Source organism: Nesterenkonia lacusekhoensis (genome assembly GCF_017876395.1).
In the GTDB taxonomy this organism is placed as follows: Bacteria; Actinomycetota; Actinomycetes; order Actinomycetales; family Micrococcaceae; genus Nesterenkonia; species Nesterenkonia lacusekhoensis.
Genome location: NZ_JAGINX010000001.1, coordinates 1,073,180 through 1,093,106 on the forward strand (window position 1 = coordinate 1,073,180; position 19,927 = coordinate 1,093,106).

Annotated in this window: 18 protein-coding genes; 12 read left to right on the forward strand and 6 right to left on the reverse strand. The window is 67.3% G+C overall.

Translation table 11 applies throughout. The features are described from left to right. Positions 1-57: 57 nt before the first annotated feature. Together JOF45_RS05105 and JOF45_RS05110 are read left to right on the forward strand one after the other, a co-directional pair. Complete coding sequence (locus JOF45_RS05105) at positions 58-657, forward strand: DUF5998 family protein (RefSeq protein ID WP_210048305.1); 600 nt, start codon at positions 58-60, stop codon at positions 655-657. A gap of 8 nt (positions 658-665) precedes the next feature. Further along, entirely contained in the window at positions 666-1,913 is a 1,248-nt protein-coding gene (locus tag JOF45_RS05110) for an alkaline phosphatase family protein (RefSeq protein WP_210048307.1), read from the forward strand. Between the two features lie 23 nt (positions 1,914-1,936). Here the strand turns inward: JOF45_RS05110 and sepH are convergent, their stop codons facing one another. Then, the gene (gene sepH, locus JOF45_RS05115) at positions 1,937-3,238 is read right to left on the reverse strand and encodes a septation protein SepH (protein WP_210048308.1); all 1,302 of its coding nucleotides are present in this window, start codon (positions 3,236-3,238) and stop codon (positions 1,937-1,939) included. A 266-nt stretch (positions 3,239-3,504) separates the two neighbouring features. Here sepH and JOF45_RS05120 point away from each other — a divergent pair, with 266 nt between their 5' ends. Continuing rightward, positions 3,505-3,804 carry a DUF4193 domain-containing protein gene (locus tag JOF45_RS05120; protein ID WP_188686494.1) on the forward strand — a complete coding sequence of 100 codons (300 nt, stop codon included), beginning with the start codon at positions 3,505-3,507 and terminating at the stop codon, positions 3,802-3,804. Positions 3,805-3,858: 54 nt separating this feature from the next. Here JOF45_RS05120 and JOF45_RS05125 read toward each other — a convergent pair whose 3' ends face one another. After that, complete coding sequence (locus tag JOF45_RS05125) at positions 3,859-4,350, reverse strand: DUF3093 domain-containing protein (protein ID WP_210048309.1); 492 nt, start codon at positions 4,348-4,350, stop codon at positions 3,859-3,861. 32 nt (positions 4,351-4,382) lie between these two features. Between JOF45_RS05125 and dut the strand changes: the two genes are divergently transcribed. The 9 genes from dut (at position 4,383) to JOF45_RS05170 (ending at position 16,425) form a co-directional block, all read left to right on the forward strand. Next, positions 4,383-4,868 (forward strand): dUTP diphosphatase, encoded by a 486-nt coding sequence (gene dut, locus JOF45_RS05130; protein WP_245324143.1) that lies wholly within the window; start codon positions 4,383-4,385, stop codon positions 4,866-4,868. Positions 4,869-4,887: 19 nt separating this feature from the next. Next, positions 4,888-5,778: a DUF3710 domain-containing protein gene (locus JOF45_RS05135; protein WP_210048311.1), complete on the forward strand. Its 891-nt coding sequence runs from the start codon at positions 4,888-4,890 to the stop codon at positions 5,776-5,778. Next, positions 5,775-6,449 (forward strand): DUF3159 domain-containing protein, encoded by a 675-nt coding sequence (locus JOF45_RS05140; protein ID WP_210048312.1) that lies wholly within the window; start codon positions 5,775-5,777, stop codon positions 6,447-6,449. Before JOF45_RS05135 ends, JOF45_RS05140 begins: the two co-directional genes overlap by 4 nt. After that, positions 6,446-7,945, forward strand: a complete 1,500-nt coding sequence (locus JOF45_RS05145) for a class I SAM-dependent RNA methyltransferase (protein WP_210048313.1) — start codon at positions 6,446-6,448, stop codon at positions 7,943-7,945. Before JOF45_RS05140 ends, JOF45_RS05145 begins: the two co-directional genes overlap by 4 nt. 283 nt (positions 7,946-8,228) lie before the next feature. Next, the gene (locus JOF45_RS05150) at positions 8,229-11,072 is read left to right on the forward strand and encodes an aconitate hydratase (protein ID WP_210048315.1); all 2,844 of its coding nucleotides are present in this window, start codon (positions 8,229-8,231) and stop codon (positions 11,070-11,072) included. Positions 11,073-11,252: 180 nt separating this feature from the next. Then, the gene (gene dxs / locus JOF45_RS05155) at positions 11,253-13,250 is read left to right on the forward strand and encodes a 1-deoxy-D-xylulose-5-phosphate synthase (protein WP_210048317.1); all 1,998 of its coding nucleotides are present in this window, start codon (positions 11,253-11,255) and stop codon (positions 13,248-13,250) included. Further along, positions 13,250-13,744 carry a hypothetical protein gene (locus tag JOF45_RS05160; RefSeq protein WP_210048319.1) on the forward strand — a complete coding sequence of 165 codons (495 nt, stop codon included), beginning with the start codon at positions 13,250-13,252 and terminating at the stop codon, positions 13,742-13,744. Before dxs ends, JOF45_RS05160 begins: the two co-directional genes overlap by 1 nt. A 58-nt stretch (positions 13,745-13,802) precedes the next feature. Then, positions 13,803-15,932 carry a 3-hydroxyacyl-CoA dehydrogenase NAD-binding domain-containing protein gene (locus tag JOF45_RS05165; RefSeq protein WP_210048321.1) on the forward strand — a complete coding sequence of 710 codons (2,130 nt, stop codon included), beginning with the start codon at positions 13,803-13,805 and terminating at the stop codon, positions 15,930-15,932. 49 nt (positions 15,933-15,981) lie between these two features. Next, positions 15,982-16,425, forward strand: coding sequence for a QcrA and Rieske domain-containing protein (locus JOF45_RS05170; protein WP_210048322.1), 444 nt, complete (start codon positions 15,982-15,984; stop codon positions 16,423-16,425). Between the two features lie 47 nt (positions 16,426-16,472). On the opposite strand, the gene JOF45_RS05175 is transcribed toward JOF45_RS05170, so the two are convergent. From JOF45_RS05175 to msrB, 4 genes are read right to left on the reverse strand one after another with little or no spacing between them, the layout of a single operon-like run. Beyond that, on the reverse strand, positions 16,473-17,714 hold the full coding sequence (locus JOF45_RS05175) for a ribonuclease D (RefSeq protein ID WP_210048323.1): 1,242 nt from the start codon (positions 17,712-17,714) through the stop codon (positions 16,473-16,475). A 7-nt stretch (positions 17,715-17,721) separates the two neighbouring features. Next, positions 17,722-18,414 (reverse strand): DUF3000 domain-containing protein, encoded by a 693-nt coding sequence (locus JOF45_RS05180; RefSeq protein WP_342591399.1) that lies wholly within the window; start codon positions 18,412-18,414, stop codon positions 17,722-17,724. A 35-nt stretch (positions 18,415-18,449) separates the two neighbouring features. After that, positions 18,450-19,523, reverse strand: a complete 1,074-nt coding sequence (locus tag JOF45_RS05185) for a threonine aldolase family protein (protein ID WP_210048324.1) — start codon at positions 19,521-19,523, stop codon at positions 18,450-18,452. Further along, complete coding sequence (gene msrB, locus JOF45_RS05190) at positions 19,520-19,915, reverse strand: peptide-methionine (R)-S-oxide reductase MsrB (protein ID WP_210048325.1); 396 nt, start codon at positions 19,913-19,915, stop codon at positions 19,520-19,522. Before msrB ends, JOF45_RS05185 begins: the two co-directional genes overlap by 4 nt. Between the last annotated feature and the right edge of the window lie 12 nt (positions 19,916-19,927).

A 19,927-nucleotide genomic window follows, 5' to 3' on the forward strand; every position in this document is an offset into this window, starting at 1 on the left:
AAAGTCAGCAGCCCTCAGTGCGCCGGACCCCCGCAGGGTCTGGATACGATGGTGTCTATGACACTTTCCATGCGCGAGGCCATCGAGCGCGGCGGCTTCTACCCCGCGCTGGTCCACCACACGGTGACCGAGGCGCTCGACGGCCGCGAAGCCAGCCATCAGATCGTGCACGTGGACACCCATTTCGACATGGAAGAGGTCCATCGCCACATCACCGTGCTGGCCCTGGCTGATGACGTGGTCGTGGTCGCTCATCTGGACGACCATGATCTGGAGGCCGACGACGGCGGGCTCCAGGAATCTGCCGCAGGGTCCGGCGACACTGTGGCGAGGATCTCCACCGAGGTGGTCCCCGTCAGTCGCATCCGGTCGCTGATCCTCTCCGAGGTCCACCGCCATCCTGACCGGTTCAGCCCCGAGCGCGGACTGGCCGAGGTGACGCTGAACATGCAGTGGACCGGCGGGGCGAGGTTCGAGACGGTCCCGGCCGACTGCGCCAATCCTGACTGTATGGCAGATCATGGGGACAACGGCACCTGGGTTCCGGAGGACATCGTGCTGCGCATCGCGGCCACAGCCGAAGGCGACACTGCGGTCGATGAGGCACGAGGCTTCGTGCGGGCGCTGCGCCGTGCCTGTGTGAAGTACGCACGCTGAGGCCGCCGGTGACTGATCTGACCCTGCCGGAGGCACCGGACTACGACGGCGCCCACCTGCGCCGGATCCTGCCCTCTGTGGGCGCGTCCCTGGGACTGAGCAGTTCGGACGCGTCCGGGGAGTGCTTCCAGAACCGTCTGGGGCTGCCTGAGGCGAACATCGCTGTGGTGCTCATGGTCGACGGCCTCGGCGACGAGCAGCTGGCGCGCCACACCGGCCACGCGCGCTTTCTCGCCTCGCGCTGGAGGAAGCCGGCCACCGGCCGTGTCCTCGATGCGGGCGTCCCCTCCACGACCTCGGCCTCGCTGACCTCCTTGGGCACCGGCCGGACGCCGGGGGAGCACGGACTCACCGGGTACAACGTCTACGCGGAGGACCTGGACCGAGTGGTCAATATGCTCGGCGGTTGGGATCCCGAGGTCGATCCTGGCAGCTGGCAGCCGCACAGTTCTCTGCTGGGCCGGGCCGAAGGATCCGGTGCTGCCGTGGTGACGATCTCCAGGCCTCAGTTCCAGGACTCTCCGCTGACTCAGGCCGCACTCTCCGGCGGTGAGTTCTTGGGGGCCAAGCACATGGACGCCCGTTTTCGGCTGGCCGAGGACTGGATCTCCGGCCACCGTCCCCGGAAGGGCCAGGTCCGCCAGGGCGCACCCACGCCGCTGATGGTCTACCTCTATGTCGATGAGCTCGACAAGACCGGCCATAAGCACGGCGTGGACTCGGCCGAATGGATCCGCATGCTGGAGCTGCTCGACGCCGAGGCCGAAAGGTTCTGCGCCTCGCTGTCTGCCCTCTACGGATCCCAGGCTCTGGTCCTGATGACCGCTGATCACGGCATGATCGACATCGCCCCGGAGAACCGGATCGACCTTCAGGCATTGGAACAGCAGGAGCAGGATGAGCTGCTCGGTGCCGTGGAGCACGTGGCCGGTGAGCCTCGGTTCCTGCACCTGCACACAGTCGAAGGACGTGAGGCCGAGGTTCGAGAGACCTGGCAGCGGGCCTTCGGCGATCAGGCGTGGGTGGTGCAGAAGCAGGAGGCCCTCGACGCCGGATGGTTCGGCCCCGTGGAGGACCGGGTGCTCTCACGGATCGGTGACGTCCTGGTGGCTGTCCACGGCCCGATCGCCCTGTTCCACACCGCCGAGTCCGGCAAGGCTCCGCTGTCCATGGTCGGGCAGCACGGATCGCTCACCGACGCCGAACGGAAGATTCCGCTGCTCTCGCTCAGCGGTCAGGACATCCGGCCCGACTGAGCGTCAGCGGTGTGATCCCGAGATCAGTCCTTGCCGCCGAAGAGGATGTCATCCCACTTCGGCATCGAGGGGCGGCGGGAGGAGGAACGCTTCCGGTGCCGCGGCTCAGGAACCGGATCCTGCTCGTCGGCTTCCTGGTCAGCGGCCCCGTCGGCCGCGGGCCCCTCCGGCTCCTCGGCCCCTTCCTCATAGGAGAAGCCCCAGGCGTCTGTGCCGGGCGCGTTCTGCTCATCGCTGTCCTCGGAGCGGTCTGCACTGGTCCCGCCGTCCTCGAGTCCCGGGACCGGACCGGTCAGCTGCTCGTCCTGCTCGACCTGCGCCTCAGGGTGCTCCGGTTCGACGGCGCGCAGGCGGGGCTCCGGGGTGTCAGCGGGCTCCTTCCGGGTCAGCATCAGGGCCAGCTTCTCGTCTGACTCCTCATCGGCTCCCAGGCGCTGACCTCGCCGGGCACGCAGGACATCCAGCAGGTGCTCATGCTCCCCGCCTTCGGAGCCGGTCTGCTCCGAGCCGCCCTCGTCCGGGGTCTGCGGAGTGCGGGCGGGCGTCTGCGCGGTCGCTCGCGCAGACCCGGAGGTCTCCCGCACCGGTCGGGGGCCGCGGTCCCTGCCGGAAGCTGGGGTGTGCTCGGCGTCGACGTCGAAGGGAGCGTCGACGGCGGCCAAGTGCCGCGAACTGCCGCGTCGGCGGGACTTGCCCGGCAGCGGCAGGGTGCTCAGCGACTCGGCCCAGCGGTTGGCAGCGGTGAGGTGGCGCGTCTCTGCGTTGAAGGTCCATTCGGCCGGCGGCTGCAGCCCGATGCCGGCGCCATGGGTCTCCGAGGAGCCGGCGTCGAACCAGCACTCCACCTGCCAGCGTCCGTCCTCGCGGCGCCAGGCGTCCCAGGAGACGGTCTTCAGCTCCACCTCCATGGCTCGCAGGCGGACCTTGACCATGGCCTCCAGGCTGGCCGGAGCGTCGCCGAAGGCCAGGCGGTGGTGTTCGGCCGTCGACGCCGGAGCAACTTCGGTGCTGCGGGCGCGCTGAGCGATGTAGGAACGTTCGGCCTGCACCGGTCCGGCGTAGCGTTGGACATGCTTGGGGTCCAGGCCGGAGTCCTCGACGACCTGGTCCACGGAGGCGCCGGCGCGGAGCCGCGCCTGGATCTCGCGCGGCGACAGAGGTGCCGAGGAATCCTCCGCAGGGGAGCTGTGGCGGGCAGCTCTGCCCACGGCAGAGCGGAGAGCGTCATCGACCGGCAGCGAGAACTCGTTGCCCTGATCGTCTGAGAGGATCAGCTGATTCTGATTCTCCTCATCGCCGACGCCGACGATCCGCAGGTGCTGCATGAGAGGCTTCCTCCGAAAAGACTGTGGAGACTGCCGCCCGTCTCCCGGACGGGAATCGGGCCCGTTGGCGGGGCGGTCGTCTCGCTTTCGCTTCTCGCCACTGTATCGCGGGGCAGGAAGAATGGGACCGCATCCTTCGAGCTCGACCCGAACGATTTTTGCTCACGGCTCAACACGGGCCCTTCGATTTGTCCATATACCCCCTCGGGGGGCACAATCTGTGCGACCGATTAGGCCGTACGGACTCGAAGTGTGGAGCGACTCTCATGGCAACTGATTACGATGCACCGCGTAAGAACGACGACGAAGTCAATGAGGACTCGATCGAAGAGCTGAAGAATCGCTCGAACAACCGCCAGTCCGCGGTCGTCGACGAGGATGAGGCTGAGGCCGCCGAGGGCTTCGAGCTGCCCGGCGCCGATCTCTCCGACGAAGAGCTCCAGGTGCGGGTGCTGCCCGCCCAGTCCGACGAGTTCACCTGCGGCGAGTGCTTCCTGGTCCGCCACCGCTCCCAGGTCTCCCGGGAGCAGGGCGGCATGTTCATCTGCAAGGACTGCGACGCCTAGCAGGAGACGTCCTCTCCGCTGACCGCACTCGTCAGGAGGGTGTCGGCCCCCGGCTCAGCCGGTGGTGCTGACACCCTCTTCGCGTACCTGCTCCACGGACCCCAGAGCCTTCAGCAGCGCTTCGGGACGGCGCGTGGAGAACAGCCAATAGGGCGTGGCATCCTGCTCGTCGGTGATCTCGGCGGTGATGACCGGATCGATCCAGCCACGGATGCACTGGTAGGAGCGGGCATCGAAGCCGGGACCCAGCTGCTCGCGCGCCGCCTGGCGACGATGGGCGACGACGCGCCCCAGATGCCGGGTCTCGATCTGAGCTCTGCCCACACGCAGCCATCCGTCGCGGACCTCCACGGTCGGGGTGGTGATGATCAGAGCGAAGACCAGCAGACTGATGCCGATGACCATGGCCAGGAACCCGAAGGTCAGGTCGATGGGGAAGAAGATCAGGGAGACCGAAGCCCCGATGATCACTGCAGCGGTCCACATCCACCAGGAGGGCCACAGCTTCTCGGCGTAGCGCACGCCGTGGTCGTACTGAGTCGTCATATCTCTATCGTCGCATGAGTAGACTCGGTGGCATGAGTCCGCAGACCTCCCCTGAGACGATCGCACCTGAGAAGATCACTGTCCCCATCCGTCAGCTGGACCCCGAACTTCCCCTGCCCGTCTACGCCCACCCCGGCGACGCCGGCGCCGACCTGCTCTGTGCCGAGGACTTCACGCTGGAGCCGGGGGAGCGGCGCCTGGTTCCGACGGGGATCGCCCTCGCCCTGCCGGAAGGATGGGTGGGCCTGGTCCACCCGCGCAGCGGTCTGGCTGTCAAGCATGGAATCACCCTGGTCAACGCCCCCGGGACCATCGACGCCGGTTATCGTGGTGAGGTGAAGGTGTGCCTGCTGAACACGGACCGCGCTGAGGCGGTGCATTTCTCCCGCGGGGACCGGATCGCACAGTTGGTGCTGCAGCGCGTCGGAGGGGCCGACTTCGTGCCGGTGGCTGATCTGGAGGAGAGCGCACGCGGCGCGGGCGGCTTCGGCTCCACCGGACTCGGCTCGCAACAGTAAGGAATTGAGGTCAATCCCCATGCTCTTCGGAAAGAAGAAATCGAAGGACAAGGCCGCCGCACCGGCGACGATCCGTGAGGCGCTGAAGGAAGAGTCCCCTGCAGCCGAGCCGACCGAGGCAGCCACAGCTGAGCCCGTCGAGGATCCGGCCCCCACGCAGAAGACCGCCCCTACGCAGAAGCCCGCCTCCACGCAGAAGACCGCGGAGCCCGAATCAGGGGCCTCGGCCCGCGCTGGGGCGGACGCTGAGCAGCGCGGCGACTCCGCCGCGGGGCAGATCTCGGGCGGTCCCTACGACATCAGTGAGATCGAGTCGCGCAAGGGCTATGTCGACTTCGGCTCAGTGCTGATCCCCGGTGGCAAGGATCAGAAGGTCCGTCTGGACATCGACCAGAAGACCAAGCGCGTAGTCGCCCTGACCATCTCTGTGGGTCAGGCCAGTGTGCAGCTGCAGCCCTTCTCTGCGCCCAAGTCCGGCGGCAGCTGGGACGAGGTGCGCCAGCAGATCCACGAGTCGGTGGTCAAGCAGAAGGGCAAGGTCAAAGAGGCTGAGGGGCGCTTCGACAAGGAGCTCGTGGCGCGAGTGCCCACCACGCTGAAGGACGGCCGCTCCGGCTGGCGCGTGGCCCGGTTCATCGGCTTCGAGGGCGACCGGTGGTTCCTCCGCGGCGTGGTCGGCGGTCGAGGGGCCATCGACCGCAGCGCGGCCAAAGAGGTGGAGGACCTCTTCTCCCGGATCGTCGTGGTCCGGGGCGATGACCCCATGCCCCCACGTGAGCTGCTGCAGCTGCGGCCGCCGGAGGGGGCCAAGCGGGTCACCGTGCCGCGCAACCCGGCCCAGCGTCGCACCGGCGACAGCCCGAACCCCGCCGCCGCAGACGTCTCGGCCTCGGGAGCGGCCGAACAATGAGCAGCGAGGACGTCGGGCAGCAGCTCTCCACCAGTCCGGCCTCGAAGCTTCGCACCCGTGAGGACGGGTCGCTGAACGTCATGGCCTCCATCGGAGGCGTCCGCGGCCTGGCGGAGGCCTCGTTGCCGGCGGCGCTCTTCCTGGTCATCTTCGTGGTCACCGATGACCTCACTCCGGCCCTGGTCGTCGCGCTCGGTGTGGCGGGGGTGTTCGCCGCAGGGCGGCTGCTCCAGCGTGGACCGCTGGTCCAGTCGCTCTCCGGTCTGGTCGGCGTCGGGGTCTGTGCCGCCGCGGCCCTCACCACGGGTGACGGCCGTGACTTCTACGCTCCGGGCTTCTTCATCAACGGTGTCTACATCGTGGCCTTCATCGTCTCCATCCTGGTGCGTTGGCCGATGATCGGGATCCTCTTCGGTCTGGTGCGCGGAGAAGGGACGGAGTGGCGGCATGATGTCCTGAAGCGTCGTCGCTACGCTGCGGCCACGTGGATCATCACCTTCGTCATGGCCGCACGGCTGATCGTCCAGGTGCCGTTCTATCTGGCCGATGATGTGGCCTCGCTCGGGGTCGCCCGGCTGGTGATGGGAATGCCGCTCTATGCGCTGGCCCTGTGGGTCTGCTGGATGATCACTCGACCCCAACCGCAGATCGGACGTGAGAGCGCCTCATGACAGCTGCCCCCACCGCGGACCAGCAGGTCCTCACGCTGGAAGTCGGGCCGATGGCCCATGGCGGTCACTGCGTGGCCCGCTACGAGGGAAGGGTGGTGTTCGTCCGCCATGCCATCCCCGGAGAGGTGGTGCGCGCCCGGCTCACCGAAGGGGGTGAGCAGGCCAAGTTCTGGCGCGCTGACGTGATCGAGGTGCTCTCAGCCTCCGACTATCGCCGCCGCCACATCTGGAAGCTCGCAGATTCCCTGCGGGCCGAGGAGATGGGGCGCCTGCCGGTGGGCGGAGCCGAATTCGGTCACATCACGGACCAGCACCAGCGCCGACTCAAGGGTCAGGTCTTCCGGGATACCCTGCAGCGGATCGGCGGAATCTCTCTGCACGATCTGAACATCCCGCAGGAGCACGCCGACGGCGAGATCCACGTGGAGGACATCAGTCGCCCCCACAGCAACGGACTGCATTGGCGCACTCGGGTGAGCTTCGCCGTGGACCCCGCCGGGATGCTGAGCATGAAGCCCCATCGCAGCAACGAGCTGATCGAACTGCGCGGCATGCCGCTGGCCGTAGAAGGCATCCACGAGAGCCGGATCTTCTCCGCAGACTTCCGCGGTGCCCAGCGCGTGGATGCCGTGGCCCCCGGCGGCGAGGGCGCTGTGACCCTGGTGGTCCACACTCTGGCCCAGGCGCAGGAGCAGCAGAGCCTGCGCAGCCGCCTGCACGCATTGGCCTCAGAGGACCCTGCCGTGGGGAACATACTGCTGGGCGTGACCACGCCCGGTCCACAGAACGGCAGAACCCAGAACGGGCGATCCTCCGCCAGGAGAGGACGGGGACCTCGCGGTCGGTCCGACTCCGTGACCCCCGCACAGGTCGACGTTGAGCTGGTCACCGGCGCCCGTATGGTCAGCGAACCGCTTCCTGCACCTGCTCGCGAGGACCGTGCAGAGGTGCGGATGCGACCTGAGGGTTTCTGGCAGATCCACCGCGGTGCTCCGCAGGCGCTGGTCGCGGCCGTGGCTGAGATGGCTCGCGCCGAGGAGGGGGACACCGTCGTCGATCTCTATGCCGGTGCCGGGCTCTTCACCGCGTGGGCCGCTCAACGGGTGGGCCCGACGGGGCACGTGCTCAGTGTGGAGGCGGCCGGTGCCTCACATCGCAGTGCCTCCGAACTCTTCGACGGCATGGACGAGGTGCAGACCCTGCAGGCCCCGGTGGAACGTTCCCTGGAGCAGGTCCGCAGGTTCCTGAGCGGCGGCAGCGGCAGTGCCGCCACTGTGGTGCTCGATCCTCCTCGGGCAGGGGCGGGGGAGCGCGTGATCGAAGGCCTCGATCAGACGCAGGCTCGCCAGATCATCTACGTCTCCTGCGAGCCCTCTTCCTTCGCCCGTGACGCAAAAGAGCTGATCACTCGCGGGTGGCAGCTGGACGGCCTGCGTGTGCTCGACCTGTACCCCAACACCCATCACATGGAATCGGTGGCCTCCTTCACCCGCTGAGCCGCCGTCGCGCGGGGCTGCCTCGCCGGAGACGTCATGGTGCACCTCACAGCGGGGCGAGCGAGTAGGATGGACAGCGATACGGCCCTGAGCGCTGCGGAGTACGACGGACTCAGGCCTGGTCGCACCACTGACTCCGCCGACGGCGCGCTGCTCACCGCTGAGCTCGAGCCGCGGGGGAGGCGACCACGGCCTCGTCACACCTCCACGGCACCGATGGGCCGGTGTCCGTGAGACCAGTCTTCCGGACAGTGTCAGTCTGGCAACTACAGAGGAGTCCCGCGTGAGCACTGTGGACAGCTTCGGAGCCAAAGGCGTTCTCAACGTCGACGGAGCCGATTATGAAATCTTCCGACTCAACTCGGTCGAGGGCTACGAGTCCCTCCCGTACAGCCTGAAGGTTCTGCTCGAGAACCTTCTGCGCACCGAAGACGGAGCAAACGTCACTGCCGAGCACATCAAGGCGCTCGGACAGTGGGATGAGACCGCGCAGCCCTCCAAGGAGATCCAGTTCACCCCGGGTCGTGTCCTGATGCAGGACTTCACCGGCGTGCCCTGCGTGGTGGACCTGGCGACGATGCGCGAGGCAGTCACCGATCTCGGCGGCGACCCGAACAGGATCAACCCTCTGGCACCGGCTGAGATGGTCATCGACCACTCCGTCCAGATCGACTCCTTCGGCAACTCCGATGCGATCGAGCGCAACATGGACATCGAGTACCAGCGCAATGGTGAGCGGTACAAGTTCCTGCGCTGGGGACAGACCGCCTTCGACGACTTCAAGGTTGTCCCCCCGGGCATGGGCATCGTCCACCAGGTGAACATCGAGTCCCTGGCACGTACGGTCATGACCCGCGAGGTCGGCGGGGCACTGCGTGCCTACCCCGACACCTGCGTGGGCACCGACTCCCACACCACGATGGAGAACGGCCTGGGCGTGCTCGGCTGGGGCGTGGGCGGCATCGAGGCCGAGGCCGCCATGCTCGGCCAGCCGATCTCCATGCTGATCCCGCGCGTGGTGGGCTTCAAGCTCTCCGGTGAGATCCCTGCCGGCGCGACCGCCACCGACGTCGTGCTGACCATCACCCAGATGCTGCGTGAGCACGGTGTGGTCGGCAAATTCGTCGAGTTCTACGGCGAGGGTGTGGCCGAGGTCCCCCTGGCCAACCGCGCCACCATCGGCAACATGTCCCCGGAGTTCGGCTCCACTGCGGCGATGTTCCCGATCGACGACGTCACCATCGACTACCTGCGCCTGACCGGTCGCACCGAAGAGCAGCTCGCTCTGGTGGAGGCCTACGCCAAGGAGCAGGGCATGTGGCACGACCCCTCCCGCGAGCTGCGCTTCTCCGAGCACCTGGAGCTGGACCTCTCCACTGTGGTTCCCTCCATCTCCGGTCCGAAGCGTCCGCAGGACCGCATCGAGCTCACCGATGCCAAGGAGCAGTTCCGCAAGGACATCCACAACTACGCGCAGGACGAGGACGGCCGCAACGGCCACGTGGACGAGACGGTGGAAGAGTCCTTCCCCGCCTCGGACGCCCCGACCCCGGCGGCGGGAGACGCCCAGGACCCGGCCGATAAGCCGCGGAACATGGACGGCTCGGGTGCTCCGGTCGTGGGCCGGCCCTCCAAGCAGGTTCCGGTGAAGATGCCCGACGGCCGGGAGTTCACCCTGGACCACGGTGCGGTCTCCATCGCTTCGATCACCTCCTGCACCAACACCTCCAACCCGAACGTGATGCTGGCCGCCGGTGTGCTGGCGCGCAACGCCGTGGAGAAGGGCCTGGTCCAGAAGCCCTGGGTCAAGACCTCCATCGCCCCGGGTTCGAAGGTCGTCACCGACTACTACGAGAAGTCGGGTCTGATCGACTACCTCGAGAAGGTCGGCTTCTTCGTGGTCGGCTACGGCTGCACCACCTGCATCGGCAACTCGGGTCCTCTGGAGGAGGAGATCTCCCAGAAGATCCAGGAGGAGGACCTCGCGGTCACCTCCGTGCTCTCCGGCAACCGTAACTTCGAGGGTCGCATCAACCCCGATGTGAAGATGAACTACCTGGCCTCGCCGCCGCTGGTGGTGGCCTACGCACTGGCCGGCACGATGGACTTCGACTTCCAGAATGAGCCGCTGGGTCAGGACTCCGAGGGCAACGATGTCTACCTGAAGGACATCTGGCCGGACCCGTCCGAGGTGCAGAAGATCATCGATGAGTCCATCGACACCGGCATGTTCACCTCCAAGTACGGCACCATCTTCGACGGTGACCACCGCTGGCAGGAGCTGGACACCCCCGAGGGATCGACCTTCTCCTGGGATGAGGACTCCACCTACGTCCGGAAGGCTCCCTACTTCGAGGGCATGGAGCTGGAGCCCCAGCCCGTCTCGGACATCGAGGGCGCACGGGTTCTGCTGAAGCTGGGCGACTCGGTCACCACCGACCACATCTCCCCGGCCGGCTCGTTCAAGTCGGACACACCGGCAGGCCGCTACCTGCTGGAGAACGGCGTGGAGCGCAAGGACTTCAACTCCTACGGCTCCCGTCGCGGCAACCACGAGGTCATGATCCGTGGCACCTTTGCCAACATCCGGATCAAGAACGAGCTGCTGGCCGATGAGAACGACGGCGCCGGTGTGGAGGGCGGATTCACCCGCGACTTCACCAAGGGCGGCGAGCAGGCCTACGTCTACGACGCGGCGCAGAACTACCAGGCGGAGGGCACCCCGCTGGTGGTCCTGGGCGGCAAGGAGTACGGTTCCGGATCCTCCCGCGACTGGGCGGCCAAGGGCACCCGTCTGCTGGGCGTGAAGGCTGTCATCACCGAGTCCTTCGAGCGCATCCACCGTTCCAACCTGATCGGTATGGGCGTTCTGCCGCTGCAGTTCCCTGAGGGCGAGTCGGCAGACACCCTCGGCCTGACCGGTTTCGAGACCTTCTCCATCTCCGGGATCACTGCTCTGAACGAGGGCACCACCCCGAAGACTGTGAAGGTCACCGCCACCAAGGAGGACGGCTCCACTGTGGAGTTCGACGCGGACGTCCGCATCGACACTCCCGGCGAGGCCGACTACTACCGCAACGGCGGCATCCTGCAGTACGTGCTTCGGCAGCTGGTCACCAACCAGTGATCGGCTGACTGATCGGCTGAAGAGCTGAAGACGACGGCGGTCGTCTCCCCAGGATTCCTTGTGCGAGCGAAGGGTTCCGCAACGCGCGCCAGCGCGGTGCGCTTCGCGAGCTAAGGAAGGGGGAGAGGGCCGCCGTCGTCGTGTCTGCACTGTTCCACGTGAGAGAAGTAGAATCAGAGGATGAGCATTCTGCAGACGATCCAGTCTCCGCAGGACCTGTCGAAGCTGAGCGATGAGCAGCTGGAGCGGCTGGCCGAGGAGATCCGCGAGTTCCTCATCGCCAACGTCTCGCAGACCGGCGGCCATCTGGGCCCCAACCTCGGTGTGGTGGAGCTGACGCTGGCTCTGCACCGCGTCTTCGACTCGCCGCGGGACTCGATCATCTTCGACACCGGTCACCAGTCCTACATCCACAAACTCGTGACCGGCCGGCAGGACTTCTCCACGCTACGCCAGCAGGATGGGCTGGCCGGATACCCCGAGCGGGCAGAATCGGTCCACGACGTCGTGGAGTCCTCCCATGCCTCTTCCTCCCTGTCCTGGGCCGACGGCATCTCCAAGGCGCGGGTGCTCAACGGCGAGGAGGACCGCTTCGCGGTGGCCGTCATCGGTGACGGAGCGCTCACCGGCGGTATGGCCTGGGAGGCGATGAACAACATCGCCGCTGATAAGGACCGCCGTGTGGTGATCGTGGTCAACGACAACGGCCGTTCCTACGCGCCCACTGTCGGCGGACTGGCTGAGCAGCTGAACAGCCTGCGCCGCTGCTTCCTCGACAAGGTCCGCACCCATCGCATCTATGAGAAGACCATGGACGGCACCAAGCAGCGGCTGCGCCACGGGGGGCCGCTGAGCCAGATGGTCTATCGCAGCCTGCACGCTGCGAAGAAGGGCGCCAAGGACTTCTGGGCGCCCCAGGGTCTCTTCGAAGACCTGGGGATGAAGTACATCGGGCCGGTGGACGGGCACAGCCAGTCTGCGATGGAGGAGGCTCTGACCGACGCCAAGAACTACGGCGGACCGGTCATCGTGCACGCCCTGACCGAGAAGGGACGCGGCTACGCTCCGGCCCGCGCCGATGAGAAGGACCAGTTCCATGCCGTCGGTGTGATCGACCCGGAGACGGGGGAACCCGTCTCCAGCGGGTCCTCCCGTTCCTGGACCTCCGTGTTCGAGGAGGAGATCACCGCTCTGGCCGACGAGCGCGAGGACATCGTCGCGCTGACCGGGGCCATGATGATCCCGGTGGGACTGCGCTCCATGGCCCAGGAGCATCCGGACCGCGTCTACGACGTCGGCATCGCCGAACAGCATGCGGTGGCCTCGGCCGCCGGGCTGGCCTACGGAGGACTGCATCCGGTGGTGGCCGTCTATGCCACGTTCCTGAACCGTGCCTTCGACCAGCTGCTGATGGATGTGGCGCTGCATCGTGCCGGTGTGACGATCGTGCTGGACCGTGCCGGTGTCACCGGCCCCGACGGGCCCAGCCACCATGGCATGTGGGATCTCTCGCTGCTCCAGATCGTGCCTGGCCTGCAGATCGCCGCGCCGCGTGACTCGACGCGGCTGCGGGAAGAGCTGCGTGAGGCCGTCGAGGTGGAGGACGCCCCCACTGTGGTCCGCTTCTCCAAGGGTTCGGTCAACGGCGAGATCGAGGCGCTCGAACGCTTCGACGACGGCGTCGACGTTCTGCGCGGGGAGGCCCAGGAGGACGGTTCCTACACCGCGGATGTCCTGATCGTCTCGGTCGGCACCATGGGTGAGCTCTCCCTGGACCTGGCCCGTCGTCTGGAGGACCAGGGGATCAGCTCCACGGTGGTGGACCCCCGGTGGGTCCTGCCGGTTCCTCAGTCGCTGATCTCCGCCGCGGCGCGTCACCGGTTGGTCGTCTGTGTGGAGGACGGCGTGAAGGCCGGCGGCGTCGGGTCACGGATCCGACAGACCATGCGTGAGGCCGGTGTGGACACTGCGCTGAACGAAGTCGGCCTGCCCGTGGAGTTCCTGGCCCACGGCAGCCGTGCCCAGGTGATGGAGCGTGTGGGCCTGACCGCCCAGCGCATCGCTCAGGACACAGTCGCCCAGGTGCTCGGCACCAAGGTCCCCTTCGCTCGGCCGCTGCCGGGTGAGGATCTTCCCACCGGAGAGATCCCGGTGTTTCATCGAACCAAGGAGTCCTGATGCTCAGTCTGTTCCGCCGTGATCCCGAGCAGGGTTGGCACTACCGCGAGGCCTGGTACGACGAGAGCGCCGGCGAGTTTGTGATCCATCACGGCAAGGTCGGCACCAACGGCAAGATCACCGCTGAGAAGGCCTCGGCCGAGGAAGCGCAGGCTCTGGTGGAGTCCTTCGCCGCCCAGTGCGCCGACGACGGCTATGCGGAGCCCGCGGAGGATGACCTCGGCACACTGACCGTGGCCTATCCGCTGAAGGGCGCTGAGCCCAATGCCTCGGAGCGCCGCAATGCGAACACGGTGCATGAGGCCGTGCTGGTGGCCCTGGCCTGGCGCGGCCTGGGCGCGTTGTCCGACCCTGAGCAGCAGCCGCGCGAGTGCGGGGGACAGGCCCTTGTCATGACCTCGCAGACCGTGCGCACCAGAAAGGCCGTCGACGCCGCACAGTCGGCCATCAAGCACACCGATGTGCCGCTGTCCAAGGTGGAGATCAGCCGGTGAGCCGCTCCGCAGAGTGTGTCTCTGGCCACTCAAGCTACTGATGGGTAGCATGTGAGCTATGAAACATTCTGACTTCAGCGCCTACCGCGATCTTGCCGCCGCATTCAGCGACGAGGTGGTCACCCACAGTCGCGTGGAGGATGTCCAGCTTCCCCAGGGAGCCGGGACCTTCGCCCTGATCCGTCTGGACAATGACAGCCCCAAGCGTCCGAGCACGCTGGGCCCCAACTCGCTCATCGAGTTCGGGGAGACGGTGGCCGCTCAGGCCGAGCGTGCACGGGCCGGCGAGATCGTCGGACTGGGTGTCATCGGCAAGCCGGGATTCCTGGTGGCCGGGGCCGATCTCGGTGCGGTCAACCGCATCGACTCCAAGGACCAGGCGCGTGCCATGGCGGATCTGGGCCACCACGCCTATGAGCTGCTGGAAGACTTCCCGGTTCCGACCTTCGCCTTCATCAATGGAACGGCTTTGGGCGGCGGCCTGGAGATCGCCCTGGCCGCGCACTACCGAACCGTCTCCGAGGAGGCCAAGGCTCTCTCCCTGCCCGAAGCCTTCCTCGGCCTGGTCCCGGGCTGGGGCGGCGTCTACCGCCTGCCGAAGATCATCGGCCCGGAGGCGGCTGCGCAGGTCATCTTCACCAATGCGCTGAACAACAACAAGACGCTCAAGGGAGCTCAGGCCTACGCACTGGGCATCGCCGATGCTCTGTTCGGCGCCGACACCTTCCTGGAGGAGTCGCTGACCTTCGCGGCACAGGTGATCAGTCAGGACTCCGCCGCCATCGGCGCGCTGACCGCACACCGGGAGCGGGACCACTCCGAGGCCGCCTGGGAGCGAGGCCTCGCCGCCGCACAGAAGGCAGTGGCCTCCAAGACCGGCGACTCCGCCCCGGCGCCCAAGCGCGCTCTTGAGCTCTTCGAAGCCGGGCGCCGCCGCAGCCGCGCCGAGGAACGGCAGGAGGAGGTCGCGGCTCTGGGCGACCTCATGGTCACCGACGAGTTCGCGAACACGGTCTACGCCTTCCTGGAGCTGGTGCAGAAGCGCGCCAAGCGCCCCGCCGGAGTCCCGGAAGTCCAGCCCCGCCCGCTGAAGAAGATCGGCGTCGTGGGGGCGGGCCTGATGGCGTCGCAGCTGGCCATGGTCTTCGCCCAGAAGCTGCAGGTGCCCGTGGTCATCAGCGACATCGACCAGGCGCGCGTGGACAAGGGGGTGGACTACATCCGCGGACAGGCGAAGAAGCTGGCCGAGAAGGGGCGCATCTCCGTGGAGCAGGCCGAGGGTCTGAGCTCCCTGGTCACCGGTTCGGTGGACAAGAGCGTCTACGCCGATGCCGACTTCATCATCGAGGCGGTCTTCGAGGAGATCGGCGTGAAGAAGCAGGTCTTCGCCGAGCTGGAGGAGATCGTCTCTCCGGAGGCGATCCTGGCCACGAACACCTCCTCGCTGTCGGTCACTGAGATGGCCGCCGATCTGAAGCATCCGGACCGGGTCATCGGCTTCCACTTCTTCAATCCGGTGGCGGTCATGCCGCTGATCGAGATCGCCCGCACCCCGCAGACCGCCGATGAGCCCATCGCCACGGCCTTCCAGCTGGCGGCTGCTCTGCGGAAGACTCCGGTGCTGAGCCGCGACTCCACCGCCTTCGTGGTCAACCGTGTGCTGCTGCGGCTGATGGCCGAAGTCCAGAAGGCCTTCGACGAGGGCACCGATGCGAAGACCGCCGACGGCGCCCTGGCACCGATCGGACTGCCGATGAGCCCCTTCACCCTTCTGGCCATGGTGGGCATCCCAGTGGCCCAGCATGTCACCGAGTCCCTGCATACCTCCTTCGGGGACCGCTTCTACGTCTCCGCGAACCTGCAGCGTCTCATCGACAATGGGGTCACTGAGATCTGGAGCCGCCAGGAGGACGGTTCGGTCACCATCACAGAGTCCACGCGTGAGCTGCTGTCACAGGGCCAGACCCAGCGCACCGCGGACGAGATCCTGACCACGGTCCAGGACGCCCTGGCTGAGGAGATCGGACTGCTCCTGGACGAGGGAGTGGTGGCCTCGCCCAAGGACGTGGACCTGTGCATGATCCTCGGTGCCGGGTGGCCCATGCATCGCGGAGGCATCACACCCTATCTGGACCAGTGCGGAGCCAGCGATCGGGTCAACGGCCGCCGCTTCGACGCCGCTGTGTGAGTCCGGATCCCACTGCGCCCGCGGCCTGCTGCGGGTGTAGAATGCCCGGGTGTCTTCGTCCTGCTGCTCCCGTCGCTCGTTCGTCCGCACCACTGCTGCCGCGGGATTGGTGGGCGGTTCGGGGCTGGCGGTCAGCGGCTGCCGGACCGATGCGCTGGCGGAGGAGGACTCCGCGCCCAGCACCCATGAGGGGTCAGTGTGGGAGTGGCTCCTGCCCGCTGAGGACCTTCCGGTGGGGGAGACCACCCGGGCCCAGGCAGGCGAGTATGAGCTGCTGCTCTACCGCGCCTCCCACGAGGAGATCCACGTGTTCTCCAATGTCTGCACCCATGAGGGATGCGCCGTCGATGCCGAGGAGGACCGCTTCCACTGTCCGTGCCATGGCTCGGTCTACCAGCTCGAGGACGGAGTGCCCTACGGCGGTCCGGCCCGGGAGCCGCTGACCCGCTTCACCGCTGAGATCGAGGCAGGCGAGATCCGCGTCCTGATCTGAGCTGCTCCGGAGACCGGCGTCCGACCGACCAGTCGACGTTCAGCGGATCAGACAGAGTCCATCGGATCTGGATCCAGCAGTGCGACAGTCACCACCGCGGCAGTCTGCTCCACCTGCCACGGCCGGGCACCGAGTTCGGTCAGCGCCTCTCTCACCGAATCCAGGTCGATCCGCTCCGGCGGTGTCCAACAGAGCTGCTTGAGCACAGCCGGGGTCAGCATCGTCTCCGACATGACGTTGAGCTCTTCGGCCCTGGTGGTGAGCCACGAGCGTGCCGTCCGGTACTGCCGATAGGCCAGTGGGCTGCGGTCCTTCCACGATCGCGGCGGAGGCGGGCCGGCGGTGCGGCGCTGCTGTTCGGGAAGGTCCCGGGTGGAGGATCCTGTCTTGATGGCGCGCAACCACCGGGGAGCCTCCCGCTTGGCCGCCCGTCCGTGGAAGCCGCTGACGGAGAGCAGCTGAGGCACAGTCCGCGGCACAGCGTCCGCTGCGGCGATCAGCGCCGAGTCGGGAAGCACATGGCCGGGGGCCACATCCTTCTTCTCCGCCAATGACTCGCGGGCGAACCAGAGCTCGCGCAGCACAGCCAGCTTGCGCGGACTCTTCAGCTTGTTGATGCCGGTGGTTCGGCGCCACCGCTCCTTGCGCGGCACAACCGCTGGACGATGGGTGCGGGCATATTCGAACTCCTGGGCGGCCCATTCCGTCTTGCCCTGCTCCTCGAGGAGAGCGGTGAGCTTCTCGCGCAGGGGGATCAGCAGCTCCACGTCCAGGGCGGCGTAGCGCAGCCAGTCTTTGGGCAGCGGTCGGGTGGACCAGTCGGCCGCCGAATGCTCCTTGGCCAGTCGGACACCCATCAGATTCTCGACGACGGCTCCCAGCCCCACCTTGGGGAGCCCGGTCAGGCGGGCCGCCAGCTCAGTGTCGAACAGCGAATGCGGACTCATGCCCAGCTCCGCCAGGCACGGCAGATCTTGCGTGGCGGCGTGGAGGATCCACTCGGCGTCGCCCAGGGCCTTCTGCAGCGGCACCAGCGTGTCGAACGGCTCCGGATCCACCAGCCACAGGCCGGATCCTTCCCGCTTGAGCTGGACCAGGAAGGCACGCTGTCCATAGCGGAAGCCGGAGGCGCGCTCGGCGTCGATGGCCACCGGGCCTGTACCGGCGGCCAACGCATCGGCACAGCGCTGCAGGCCGCGGTCAGAGTCGATGACGAACGGTATGCCGTCCTCGGGCTCGGTGAGCAGGGGAGGAAGCTCGTCCTCAGCAGGTGTGGTGTTCTCTGACATCAGGGTGTCAGCTTCTCCTCACGTGGGGGAGGGCCACGACGCCGTCGGGCAGCGGCGGCAGCCCGGCGAAGGAGCAGACCATATCTGCCCAGGCCTCGAGGTGGGCGTCGAATCGGGAGCCTGTCGGTGTCCAGGAGGCGCGCAGCTCGACGTCATTGCTGGCCTGCCGGTCCTCCAGGCTGCCGAAGCTCTCGGAGAGGATGCGGGTGGCTGTTCCGCCGGCGCGGCTGTGCTCCACGCCGTGCAGAGCCAGCGAATCGGAGAGCCAAGTCCACGCGACGGAGGCCAGCAGCGGGTCATTGCCCATCTCCGGATCCAGCTCAGCCTTGATGTAGATGACCACGCGGAATGTGCCGCCCCACGCCTCCTGGCCCTCTGGGTCGTGGAGCAGGATGAAGCGGCCGGTGGCCAGCATCTCGTCCTGCTGGGGAGACGGGCGCAGCCGCGGCACCGGATGGCCCTCCAGACTCGCGGCGGCCGGGTCTCTGACCTCGGCGCGCAGCGCGACAGCGTAGGGTGCGAGCTTCGATGGGGCCGGCGTCTCCTCCACGACTGCCTGGCGCCGTGGCGATGCCCGGCGCAGATCTCCCAAGGCGGTCAGAAAGGACTGCGGCAGCCCTTCGAGGCCGGAGGAGCCTGTCTGGCCGCTCCGGCCTGCCGCCTCGCCGACGCCGCGGTGCATGGGACCGATTGCTGTCACGGCCCCAGCCTAGGAATCCTTCTGAGGATGATGTGCTAGGCGCGCCGTGCGGCGTCTTCAGCGAGACGCACCAATGCCTCGATCTCCTCGTCCTCGGTCGAGAAGGAGCACATCAGCCGCAGCACCGGACTGCCGTTCGTCGCGGTCTCCCACACATGCGCCAAGTACCGGTCCTGCACCGCCTGGGCGATGTGTGGTGGCATCTCAGGGAACACTGCGTTGACCTCAGTGGGCCTGGCCAGGCGGACGCCCTCGATCTGAGCGAGCCGATCGCCGAGGCGCTGCGCCTGACGGTTGGCATGCTCTGCGTTGCGGCGCCAGAGGTCGGTGCCGAAGAGGGCCTCGAGCTGGGCGGCGACGTAGCGCTGTTTGCTCGCCAGCTGCATGGAGTGCTTCCGGATGAAGCTCAGGCCCGGGACCTTCTCCGGACGGATCGCCACCACGGCCTCGGCCGCCATCGCCCCGTTCTTCGTCCCTCCCAGGCTGAGCACGTCCACGCCGAGCTCTGTGGTCAGCGCACCCAGCGTGGTTCCCAGGGCGGCGGCGGCGTTGGACAACCGCGAGCCGTCCATGTGGACCGCCATGCCCAGCCGGTGCGCCTCCTCCGTCACGGCGGCGATCTCATCGACCGTGTAGAGAGTCCCCAGCTCAGTGGACTGGGTCAGTGTGACGGCCAGGGGCTGTGCGGCGTGGACGAAGTCCAGGTCCTCGGCGGCGGCGCGGACGTGGTCCGGGGTGAGTCTGCCGTCCGGGGAGGGCTGCGGCAGCAGCTTCAGTCCGAGGCGCTCGGGAGCGCCGCCCTCGTCGGTGTTGACATGGGCAGCCTGCGTGCAGATCGCCGCGCCCCAGCGGGGCAGCAGGGCCTGCAGGGAGACCACATTGGCGCCGGTGCCGTTGAACACGGGCAGGATCTCAGCCTGGGCACCGAAGTGCGCGCGGGCGGTCTCCTGCAGGGCCGCGGTGGCGGCGTCGTCACCATAGGGAAGCGCAGAGCCGGAGTTCTGGGCCGTCAGCGCGGCCATGACTTCTTCGGAGACCCCGGAGACGTTGTCGGAGGCGAAGCCGGCATCCAGCACGCTGGAAGCCGCAGGGCTGGACTGTTCGCTCATGCACCGTTCTCGTCGAAGGTCATGGAGATGGAGTTGATGCAGTACCGCTGGTCCGTGGGTGTGCCGAACCCTTCCCCGGAGAAGACATGACCCAGGTGGGAGTCGCAGCTGCCGCAGCGGACTTCGACGCGCTCCATCCCGAGGGTGGTGTCCTTCAGGTACGTCACATTTGCGTCATCCGCGGGCTGATAGAAGCTCGGCCATCCGCATCGGGCATCGAATTTGGTCTCCGAGGTGAACAGTACGGCTCCGCAGGCGCGGCACCGATAGGTGCCCGCACGCTCGTTGTCCCAGTGCTCCCCGGTGAAGGGGCGTTCTGTGCCGGACTGACGCAGGACCTGGTACTCCTCGGGTGAGAGTCTCTTCCGCCATTCCTCGTCACTGATCTGCATATGCGTATTCTA